Consider the following 10,669-nt stretch of genomic DNA (forward strand, 5'->3'; position numbering starts at 1 on the left):
TGCCACGGCATCCGCCCGCCCTCGGCGTTCCGCGGGGCGCCCCAGCCGCCCGCGTCTGCCCGAAAGGGTGAACTTGCCCCCGAATGCGGCGTGTCCCGGCATCGCAGGAGCCATGGTGCGGAAGAGGCGGGTGGGGCCGTCACCTCCGCGCGGGGCGCGGGAGCGGGCATGAGGGGAGTGACCGTGAAACCAGTCAAGGGGAGGCCGCCGGCACCGCTGCGGGACCGGGCGCGCTACCGGTTCGACCGGACGCTGGCGCGCTCCACCGGCACCCTGATGGGCTGGCTGGTCCTCACCTGCCTGACCGTCGTGGTCCCGGTGAGCGCGGTGCTGGTGTGGACGGACCCGGGCGCGCCCCGGTCGCTGGCCGACCGGCTGACCGCGGTGTGGCGGACCAGCGCGGAGACGCTCCGGCTGGGCTCCGCCACGGGGGCCCCGCTCCGGCTCGCCCTGTCCGCACTGCTCGGGCTGGTCGCCCTGCTCGGCGTGTCGACCCTGGTCGGGGTCGTCACCACCGGTCTCGCCGACCGCATGACGGAGCTGAGCCGGGGGCGGTCGAGGGTCCTGGAACACGGCCACGTCGTCGTGCTCGGCTGGTCGGACCAGGCGACCACCGTGGTGAGCGAACTGGTCGCGGCCCAGGCACCGAACCGGCCGCGGGCCGTCGTCGTGCTCGCCGACCGGGACAAAGCGGAGATGGAACGCGCGCTCGCCGCCCATCTTCCGCCGCGCGCGCGGGCGCGGACCATCTGCCGCAGCGGCCCGGCCAGCGACCCCGCTGTGCTCGCCCTCGTCAGCCCGCGCACCGCCAGCACCGTCCTGGTGCTGCCCTCGGGGGAGCCGTCCGCGGACGCCGAGGTGCTGCGGGTCCTGCTGTCGCTGCGCGCGGTGCTCGGCGAGGATACGGACGGGCCGCCCGTGCTCGCCGCGGTGCGGGACGACCGGTACCGCGCCCCCGCGCGTCTCGCCGCCGGGCCGCGCGGCACGGTGCTGGAGACCGACACCGTCACCGCCCGGCTGATCGCGCAGTGCGTCGGCAGGCCGGGACTCTCCCTCGTACTCCGTGACCTCCTCGACTTCGCGGGCGACGAGTTCCACCTCGCCGATGCCACCGCCTTCCACGGGGGGACCTTCGGCACGGCCCTGCTGGGACACCCGAACTCCTGCGTGGTCGGCCTGCTCACCCCCGAGGGCCGCACGCTGCTCAACCCGCCGGCCCGCACCCCGGTCGAGCCGGGCGGCCGCCTGATCGTGCTGGCACTGGACGACGACAGCACCCGGGTGGAGGACTGCCGGCATCTGGTCGACCCTTCCGCGATGGCCACGGACGGCTCCCCTCCCGACGACCCCACGCGTCTGCTGGTGCTCGGCTGGAACCGCCGAGCCCCGCTCGTCGTCGCCCAGTTGCTGGAGACGGCCCGCCCCGGCTCCGTCCTCGACGTGATCACCGACAGCACCGTCCCCGGGCCGAGGGAGCCGGAGGACGGCACACCGGCACCGCGCGGGTCCGCGAACGGGGCACCCGAGGCCGCGTCGTTGAGGTTCCGGTCGGCCGCGCTGTCGCGGCCCGAAGCCCTGCTCGGACTCGACCTCACCCCGTACGACGGGCTGGTCGTGCTCGGACCCGATCCGGGTGAGAGCGCGGACCGCCCCGACGACTGGACGCTGGTCACCCTGCTGGCGCTGCGGCTGCAGGAGGAGCGCGCCGGACGCGAACTGCGCGTCGTCACCGAACTCACCGACGACAGCAACCGTCCGCTGGCCCCCGTCAACCACGGCTCCGACATCATCGTCAGCGGGAAGCTGACCGGACTGCTGATGGCCCAGATCACCCAGAACCGGCACCTGGCCCCGGTGTTCGACGAGTTGTTCTCCGGCGACGGCGCGAACGTCCTGCTCCGCCCCGCCGCCACGTACGTCCGCCCGGGCGGCGAAGCCACCTTCGCCACCGTCGTCGCCGCCGCCCGTGACCGGGGCGACTGCGCGATCGGCTACCGCTGCCACGACCGGTCGGCCCCCGGCACGGACCACGGCGTCCGGCTCAACCCGCCCAAGGCGGAGCGGCGTGTGTGGAGTCAGGGGGACCAGGTGGTCGTGGTGGGTACGCCCCCGGCGAGCACCGCTGCCCTTGCCGGACCGCCGCACCCGGGCACGTACCGGGGCGACCCCCCGACGGGGCCGTTCGATCCGCTCGGCGGAGGGCGCCCGTAGACTTGGCGGGTGGACCGGTCGATGGGGTTGCGAGAGCGCAAGAAGCTGCGGACGAGGGAGACCATCTCCGAGGTCGCGATCGCGCTCTTCCTGGAACACGGATTCGACCAGGTCTCCGTCGCCGACGTCGCTGCCGCCGCCGAGGTCTCCAAGCCGACGCTCTTCCGGTACTTCCCCACCAAGGAGGACCTGGTCGTCCAGCGCTTCGCCGACCACCAGGACGAGAGCGCCGAGGTGGTGCGGAACCGTCCGGCCGGGGTGAGCCCGGTCGACGCCCTCCACCGGCACTTCCTGGACGGGCTGGAAGCCGGTGACCCCATCACGGGGCTCAGCGACCACGAGGGCGTCCTCGCCTTCCACCGCCTCGTCTACTCCACCCCCGGCCTCGTGGCCCGCTCCGCCCAGTACCTCGCCCGCGCCGAGGAGGAACTCGCCCGCGCCCTCGCCGACACCCTCGGCGAGGAGTCCCGGGAGGTCACGTCCCGGCTGCTGGCGGGACAACTGGTCGCCACCCAGCGCATCCTGGCCTCGGCGAACTGGCAGCGCATCGTGGACGGCAGATCGGCCGGGGACGTCCGCCCCGAAGCCGTCGCGGACGCGGACCACGCCTTCGCCCTGCTGAACCGGGGGATCGCCGCACTCACGCACCCCGGCGGCGACGCCACTGCCGCCACCGGCTGACGCTCCGGCGCTCCCTGGCGTGTCTCCGTGCGGTCCCGGTGCTCCCCGCCGTGTGTGGCGTCCGGCACAGCGCCCGCCCCCGCCCCGGCCGTCGCCCGCGCCGCATCCCTTGTGCCCGCTGGTCCGGCCACCGTCCGCGGGCGGCGGCGCGCCGGAGCACGGTGACGGGGATCTCCTCCGCCGGACGTCGTTCGTCGGGCACTGTGGTGCGGTCGGGGGACCTCCACTGCCGTACGACCGAGCGAGATGCCATGACCGCGACCACCGCAGCTGCCGAACGCCTCCACCACTCCCGCCGCGCACGTCGCGCCCGCACCGGTGGCCCGGGGGAGAGGGGACCGAAGGTCCTCGAACACGTCCTCGGCTGGACCCTCGTCCTCGTGCTCGCTCTCTTCGTCACCCGGGCCGGCCTCATGTGACCCGCGCGGCGGGGCACCCGAGCGGCCTCCCGGCAGCCGATCACGTGCTCGCACACCCGGTGACGGGGGCGCCCCGATCGGGCATACTCGACGCGCCACAGCCGCTGACCGGCGCCTTCCGCGATCCGGAAGGGCAGGATCGGTTGGGCACGTACGACCTGTGCCGGGCCCAGCCCGGACCACTCGGCGACGCGGCTCCCCACCCCGGGCCCGTACGCCGTCACGCCCGACAGGGAGGAGAGCGCCGTCATGCCCGACCGAGCCCCGCAACCGGTTGAACGCCGTCTGCCCACCGAGGAATCCCGGCAACTGCTCACGCTGGTCCGCGACATCGTCGCGAACGAGATCGCGCCCCGGGCGGCCGACGAGGAGGAGGCGGGGCACTTCCCGCGCGAACTCTTCACCCTCCTCTCCGCATCGGGCCTGCTGGGCCTGGCGTACGACTCCGGCTTCGGCGGCGGGGACCAGCCGTACGAGGTCTACCTCCAGGTCCTGGAAGAGCTGGCCGCCGCCCGGCTGACCGTGGGACTCGGCGTCAGCGTGCACTCCCTGGCCTGCCACGCGCTCGCCAACTACGGCACCGAGGAGCAGAAGAAGGCACATCTGCCCGCGATGCTCTCCGGCGGACTCCTGGGCGCCTACTGCCTCTCCGAGCCGGCGTCCGGCTCCGACGCGGCCTCGCTGCACACCAGGGCGGTGCGGGACGGCGACGACTGGGTGCTCAACGGCACCAAGGCGTGGATCACCCACGGCGGCATCGCCGACTTCTGCACGGTGCTCGCCCGCACCGGCGCCGAAGGCCCCCGAGGCATCACCGCGTTCCTGGTCCCCGGCGACGCCGAGGGGCTCAACGCGGCCGCTCCCGAACGGAAGATGGGCATGAAGGGGTCGCCCACCGCCCAGCTGGCCTTCGACGGCGTACGGGTACCGGACGACCGCCGGATCGGCGAGGAAGGGCAGGGCTTCGCCATCGCGCTCTCCGCGCTCGACTCCGGTCGTCTGGGCATCGCGGCCTGCGCGATCGGCGTCGCCCAGGCCGCGCTGGACGAAGCCGTCGGATACGCCACGGACCGGCGGCAGTTCGGGCGTCCGATCGCGGACTTCCAGGGGCTGCGCTTCCTGCTCGCGGACATGGCGACCCAGATCGAGGCCGGCCGGGCGCTGTACCTGGAGGCCGCCCGGCTCCGCGACGCCGGGCAGCCCTTCTCCCGCCAGGCCGCCATGGCGAAGCTGTTCTGCACGGACGCGGCCATGCGCGTCACCATCGACGCCGTGCAGGTGCTGGGCGGTTACGGCTACACCCGGGACTTCCCCGTCGAACGCCTGATGCGGGAGGCCAAGGTGCTCCAGATCGTGGAGGGCACCAACCAGATCCAGCGGATGGTCATCGCCCGCCACCTCGCCGGCCCCGAATCGCACTGATCCGCTGCGGCAGGGTCGACCACACCGGCGCCGTCACGATCCGGGTCCACTCCTGGTCGTGACGGCCCGGCAAGGTGCGCCCCGAGCCCTCCCAGTCGCGGAGCAGCGCGAGATAGATGGGGGATTCCGAGGGCGGTGTCGCCGACGAGGGCTGCGCGGCGGACGGTAAGGCCCTGCCCACCGTCCTCGCGTGCGGAGTGCCCGCACCGGGGGCTGCCGCGGCGACGCGGGGTTCCGGCTCGCGACGGAGCGGTGCCGTGGGCCGGGGAACCGATTCTTCGGAGGGCGGGGCGACGAGACGGCGACGACCGGAGCCCGCCGTGGTGTCCGGGATGGTCATACCGGACCAACGCCCGAGGCGCCGTCGGGTCACTGTACGAGCGATGCGGGCGGGTGTTCGAGACGGGTCCGCCCGCCGGGACCCGCACCACGTCGGCGACGCCGTCGCGGTGCGCGGGGCACGGGGCTTCGACTCAGGCGGCGCGACGCATCTGCGGCATGCGCATCGGGCGCGAGCCGGGGCCCCCGGCGTGCGAGAACGGCTGCATCCGCCAGTCGAGTCCCTGGGGGAGCGTCAGCAGCAGCGCGGTCTCCTGCTCCTGCACCTCCAGCGTCTCGTCGGCGGGCTCGGCCTCGGCGGCGTCACGACCCGTACCGGCGCAGACGGTCAGCACGAACGGGTTCCAGGGGGTGGGGCAGAGTGCGTGCTCCGGGAACACGTCCTCGTCGGCGAGGAGCGCGATCGGCTGCTCGCAGTCCGGGCAGAAGACCCGGTACATCTCAAAGGTGTCGTACGCGTCGGACAGGCTGTCCTCGTCCGTATCGACGGGCTCCGGTTCGCTGTGACCGGTGAGCTTCAGGCTCTGCATGGGAAGTCCCCCCTCGGTGGGCCGGTGAGGCGCGGTGACCCCGACCACACCAAGCACTTCCCGCAGTGACTCCGCTGTAACCGCTACCCGGGTAGACAACGGGCGGTAAACATGTGGCCTTGGTCACATGCCATGCGCAGGTGCCCTTCGCGGCCTTCCCGGGCCGCTCCCCGGAGGGTCCTCAGCGGGTCCGCGAAAGCTTCACCGGCCCGCGAAACCCGGCACGCCCACACGCCACTTCACCTGAATCGTCCAGGTGTGTCCGGTGCGGGGCCGGCTTGTCCGCCCCGCGGTCCCCCCGACCGGCCGCAGCGTGCCGGGCCCGCCGGGCGCGCCCCGGGACTTTGCGGACCGGACCTGGGGCAATAGGTTGACCGCATGGAGGAGCTGGACCGTCAGATCGTGGAGTTGCTCGTCAAGGACGGGCGGATGAGCTACACCGACCTGGGCAAGGCCACGGGCCTGTCCACATCGGCCGTTCATCAGCGTGTCCGCAGACTGGAGCAGCGCGGGGTGATCCGGGGCTACGCCGCGGTCGTCGACCCCGAAGCCGTCGGCCTGCCCCTCACCGCGTTCATCTCGGTGAAACCGTTCGACCCCAGTGCCCCCGACGACATCGCCGAACGGCTCGCCGGCGTGCCCGAGCTGGAGGCCTGCCACAGCGTCGCCGGGGACGAGAACTACATCCTCAAGGTGCGGGTGGCCACCCCGCTGGAGCTGGAACACCTGCTCACCCGCATCCGCTCGCTGGCCGGAGTCTCCACCCGGACCACCGTGGTCCTGTCCACCCCGTACGAGGCGCGGCCCCCGCGCATCTGACCAGGTCGCCCGGGAGTGCGGCCGGGGTGCGCCGCGCGCTTTCGGGAGGGGCGCGGACCACCGTCGCCGGGGCACGCGGGAGACTGGTCCCATGACCGAGAGCACCGCCCCCCAGAGCGACCCCGAACACCGCACCGTGCTGCTGCGCGGTGGAGACGTCCACAGCCCCGCCGACCCGTTCGCCACCGCGATGGTCGTCGAACGCGGGCACGTCGCCTGGGTGGGCTCCGAGGGGGCCGCCGACGCGTTCGCGGGCGGAGCCGACGAGATCGTCGATCTGGAAGGCGCCCTGGTCACCCCCGCCTTCACCGACGCCCACGTGCACACCACCTCCACCGGACTCGCGCTCACCGGGCTCGACCTGTCGGGCGCCCGGAGCCTGGCCGAGGCGCTGGACCTCGTCCGCGCCTTCGCCGACGGCCGGCCCGCCGACGCCGTGCTGCTCGGCCACGGCTGGGACGCCGCCCGCTGGCCCGGGCACCGGCCCCCGTCGCGGCGCGAGCTGGACGAGGCGGCCGGCGGCAGGGCCCTCTACCTGACCCGCGTCGACGTGCACTCCGCGGTCGTCACCACGGCCCTCCTGGACCGCGTCCCCGGGGTCACCGCGATGGACGGGTACCGCCCCGACGCCCCGCTGACCGGCGACGCCCACCACGCGGTACGCGCCGCCGCGCACGCCACCGTCACCGTGCGGCAGCGCGCCGACGCCCAGCGCGCCGCCCTGCGCCACGCCGCCTCGCTCGGCATCGGTACGGTCCACGAGTGCGGCGGGCCCGAGATCTCCGACGAGGACGACTTCACCTCCCTGCTGGCGCTGGCCGGCGCCGAACCCGGCCCCCGGGTCATCGGACTCTGGGCCGAGTACGTCGAGAACGAGAAGGGCGCCGCGCGCATCCGTGAACTCGGCGCGCTCGGCGCCGCGGGGGACCTCTTCGCGGACGGTTCGCTGGGTTCGCACACCGCCTGCCTGCACGAGCCGTACGCCGACGCCCCGCACACCGGCTCCGCGCACCTGGACGCCGCACGGATCGCCACCCATGTCACGGCCTGCACCGAAGCGGGCCTCCAGGCCGGCTTCCACGCCATCGGCGACGCCGCGCTCACCGCCGTCGTGGACGGCATCCGGGCCGCCGCCGAGCGGGTCGGCCTGGCCCGTGTCCGTGCCGCTCGCCACCGTGTGGAGCACGCGGAGATGCTCACCCCCGAGACGATCGCCGCCTTCGCGGAACTCGGCCTGACCGCCTCCGTGCAGCCCGCCTTCGATGCGGCCTGGGGCGGCGAGGACGGCATGTACGCCCGGCGCCTGGGCACGGAGCGGGCCGCCACGCTCAACCCCTACGCGGCGCTGCTGCGCGCGGGCGTGCCCCTCGCCTTCGGCTCGGACAGCCCGGTCACCCCGCTCGACCCGTGGGGGACCGTGCGGGCGGCCGCCTTCCACCGCAATCCGGAGCACCGGATCTCCGTGCGCGCCGGATTCACCGCCCACACCCGGGGCGGCTGGCGCGCGGCGGGCCGCGACGACGCCGGAATCCTGGTGCCCGGAGCGCCGGCCGACTACGCGATCTGGCGTACCTCCGAACTGGTCGTCCAGGCACCCGACGACCGGGTCGCCCGGTGGTCGACCGACCCCCGCTCCGGCACCCCTGGCCTGCCCGATCTCTCTCCGGAGGCCGATCTCCCGGTCTGCCTGCGCACCGTCGTGGGCGGACGGAGTGTCTACGTACGACCGAACGAGTGACGAGGCGGTTTTCCGTACCGCCGATCGATGGGGGAGTGGTCGCACGCGACCTGCGGATCTTCGGCGCTGACCAGGCGATATGAGACAACTTCGCAGGTCGGGCCGTTGTTGACAGAAAGCGGTCGTCGGCCGGTAGGTTCGGCCGGGTCCACCACAGGACGTCCACCGGTCGAACCTCCATGCAGTCGTCGAACGCCGCTGGGTCACGGGGTGGTGAGCCGTGCCGGCCCACCATCACTGACAGCCAGGTTCAGCGCCCGCGCCTCGGGGGCGAGGGAAGGTTTCACCGGTCGACGGGTGCGACCCGGGTGGGGCCCGGACGTTCAGTAGACAACGGCTTTCGGTCGACCCGCAGCCAGCGGGCGCCAGGTCGGCCCGAAGGGCGCCGGGCCCCGATCCGCAGACCTGCGGGGCACGAGCGGGAACCCCGCCGCGGTGTTCCCGGACCGAGCGCCGGGGACCTGCCGCCCGTCCGCCGATGATCTGTCCCCACTTCCATGGTTCTGTCCGGCGGCCCGTGCCGCTTCTCGCGCCCGGGGCGCCCGGAGGGGGCCGCGCGGTCGATATGGTGTGCACCTTGCGCACGGATCTTTAAGGGGCAGTTAGTGAACGACGGCGGTCAGCGGCGGTACGACCCGCTCGGCAGAGTCCTGGTGATCATCCCGACCTACAACGAGGCCGAGAACATCAAGCCGATCGTCGACCGGGTGCGTTCCGCCGTCCCTGAGGCCGACATCCTGGTCGCCGACGACAACAGCCCCGACGGAACCGGCAAGATCGTCGACGAGATCGCCGCCGAGGACACCCAGGTGCACGTGCTGCACCGCAAGGGCAAGGAAGGGCTGGGCGCCGCCTACCTGGCCGGGTTCGGCTGGGGCGCGGAGCACGGCTACGGCGTTCTCGTGGAGATGGACGCGGACGGCTCCCACCAGCCGGAGGAACTGCCCCGCCTGCTCACCGCCCTCAAGGGCGCCGACCTCGTCCTCGGCTCGCGCTGGGTGCCGGGCGGCAGGGTGGTGAACTGGCCCAAGAGCCGGGAGGTGATCTCCCGGGGCGGCAGCCTCTACTCGCGGCTCGCGCTCGGCTTGGACGTCCGCGACGTGACCGGCGGCTACCGGGCGTTCCGTACCGACACCCTCAAGGGGCTCGGCCTGGACGAGGTCGCCTCCCAGGGGTACTGCTTCCAGGTCGATCTGGCCCGTCGCGCGGTGGAGGCCGGATTCCACGTGGTGGAGGTGCCGATCACCTTCGTGGACCGGGAGGTCGGCGACTCCAAGATGAGCCGCGACATCCTCGTCGAGGCGTTGTTCCGGGTCACCGGATGGGGCATCACCGCCCGGACGAACAAGGTCACCGACAAGGTGCTGGGTCGCAAGCCCGCCCCTCGGACCGGTACCGCCCCCGACGGGCCGGGCGCCCCTGACGAGGGCTCGGCGGACGCCCCGGCGGAGACCACCCCGGCCGACACGGCTCCACAGGCCCCGGTCGAGCCCGCTACGGATGCCCCGGCCGACACGGCTCCAAAGGCCCCGGTCGGGCCCGCCACGGACGCCCCGGCGGAGACCACCACCGCAGCACCGGTCGAGCCCGCCACGGACGCCCCGGCCGACACGGCTCCGAAGGCCCCGGTCGAGCCCGCCACGGACGCCGGTGCCGATCACGCACCCGTTCCCCCCGCCGACACTCCTCCGAAGGCCGAATAGGTTCCTCCGTGTCCGTCCCGGCCCCCGACCCGGACGCCCCGGGAGGGGGACCCCCGCACGAGCACCCCGCCCGTGCCGCTCGTACCGCCGTACAGGCACACTGGGGGCATGACGACCGGCACACCGCCCCCGAACCGTCCCCGGCGCTCGCGCGTCCGCAGATTCCTGCCGCTGGGCATCGTCGCCTGGCTGGTGCTGGAGATCTGGCTGCTGATCCTGGTGGCCGGCGCGGCCGGTGGCCTCACCGTCCTGCTGCTTCTGGTGGCGGGCTTCGTGTTCGGTGCGGCGGTGGTCAAGAAGGCCGGACGCCGCGCCTTCTCCAACCTCACCGAGACCCTCCGGCAGGCACCGGGCGGGCCCGGTGCGCAGGAGGGGCCGGAGCCGCAGCCCGCGGCCCGGGGCAACGGCTTCCTCATGCTCGGCGGGATTCTGCTCATGATCCCCGGCATGCTCTCCGACGTGGCGGGCCTCCTGCTCCTGGTCCCGCCCGTCCGCAAGGCGCTCAGCGGACTCACCGAGCGGGCGCTGGAGCGCCGGATGCGCGCCGCCTCGCCCGGAAGCCTCTCCGGAGCCTTCCAGCAGGCGCGGATGCACCGCCCGGACGGGAAGGTGGTTCAGGGCGAGGTCATCCGTGAGGACGGCACACAGCCGCCCCCGCGCCGCGACGACGGACCGCAGGGTCCCCGGCCTCCGCTGACCCCCTGAGAGGCTCGCCCCCGAGGGAGCTCACTCTCTGAGACCGGGCGGAGTGCGGGACACGTACTCCGCCCGGTCCACGCACAAAGCCTCGGGCCGTGACACAGAAGC

Annotated in this window: 8 protein-coding genes and 1 pseudogene; 8 read left to right on the forward strand and 1 reads right to left on the reverse strand. The window is 73.7% G+C overall.

All coding sequences use genetic code 11. From position 1 onward, the window contains the following. Positions 1-183: 183 nt before the first annotated feature. From ACFWEP_RS24815 to ACFWEP_RS24830, 4 genes are all read left to right on the forward strand, one after another. Positions 184-2,211 carry an NAD-binding lipoprotein gene (locus tag ACFWEP_RS24815; RefSeq protein ID WP_387373012.1) on the forward strand — a complete coding sequence of 676 codons (2,028 nt, stop codon included), beginning with the start codon at positions 184-186 and terminating at the stop codon, positions 2,209-2,211. 21 nt (positions 2,212-2,232) lie between these two features. Next, positions 2,233-2,892 carry a TetR family transcriptional regulator gene (locus ACFWEP_RS24820; protein WP_387373022.1) on the forward strand — a complete coding sequence of 220 codons (660 nt, stop codon included), beginning with the start codon at positions 2,233-2,235 and terminating at the stop codon, positions 2,890-2,892. 251 nt (positions 2,893-3,143) lie between these two features. Further along, positions 3,144-3,311 carry an SCO1431 family membrane protein gene (locus tag ACFWEP_RS24825; RefSeq protein WP_387373014.1) on the forward strand — a complete coding sequence of 56 codons (168 nt, stop codon included), beginning with the start codon at positions 3,144-3,146 and terminating at the stop codon, positions 3,309-3,311. A gap of 249 nt (positions 3,312-3,560) precedes the next feature. Then, positions 3,561-4,733, forward strand: coding sequence for an acyl-CoA dehydrogenase family protein (locus tag ACFWEP_RS24830; RefSeq protein ID WP_387373015.1), 1,173 nt, complete (start codon positions 3,561-3,563; stop codon positions 4,731-4,733). Positions 4,734-5,206: 473 nt separating this feature from the next. Here the strand turns inward: ACFWEP_RS24830 and ACFWEP_RS24835 are convergent, their stop codons facing one another. Beyond that, on the reverse strand, positions 5,207-5,602 hold the full coding sequence (locus tag ACFWEP_RS24835) for a hypothetical protein (protein WP_328722830.1): 396 nt from the start codon (positions 5,600-5,602) through the stop codon (positions 5,207-5,209). A gap of 378 nt (positions 5,603-5,980) precedes the next feature. Between ACFWEP_RS24835 and ACFWEP_RS24840 the strand changes: the two genes are divergently transcribed. The 4 genes and pseudogenes from ACFWEP_RS24840 to fxsA all read left to right on the forward strand — a co-directional run bounded on the left by ACFWEP_RS24840 (position 5,981) and on the right by fxsA (position 10,567). After that, positions 5,981-6,421 (forward strand): Lrp/AsnC family transcriptional regulator, encoded by a 441-nt coding sequence (locus tag ACFWEP_RS24840; RefSeq protein ID WP_014044761.1) that lies wholly within the window; start codon positions 5,981-5,983, stop codon positions 6,419-6,421. A gap of 91 nt (positions 6,422-6,512) precedes the next feature. Next, a complete protein-coding gene (locus tag ACFWEP_RS24845; protein ID WP_387373018.1) occupies positions 6,513-8,159 on the forward strand; it encodes an amidohydrolase in 1,647 nt (548 codons plus the stop codon). Positions 8,160-8,764: 605 nt separating this feature from the next. Then, positions 8,765-9,535: pseudogene (locus ACFWEP_RS24850) on the forward strand (polyprenol monophosphomannose synthase); the annotation flags it as partial. Between the two features lie 435 nt (positions 9,536-9,970). Continuing rightward, on the forward strand, positions 9,971-10,567 hold the full coding sequence (gene fxsA / locus ACFWEP_RS24855) for an FxsA family membrane protein (protein ID WP_387373020.1): 597 nt from the start codon (positions 9,971-9,973) through the stop codon (positions 10,565-10,567). The last annotated feature ends 102 nt before the right edge of the window (positions 10,568-10,669 follow it).

This window comes from Streptomyces sp. NPDC060198 (genome assembly GCF_042728415.1).
Classification (GTDB): Bacteria; Actinomycetota; Actinomycetes; order Streptomycetales; family Streptomycetaceae; genus Streptomyces.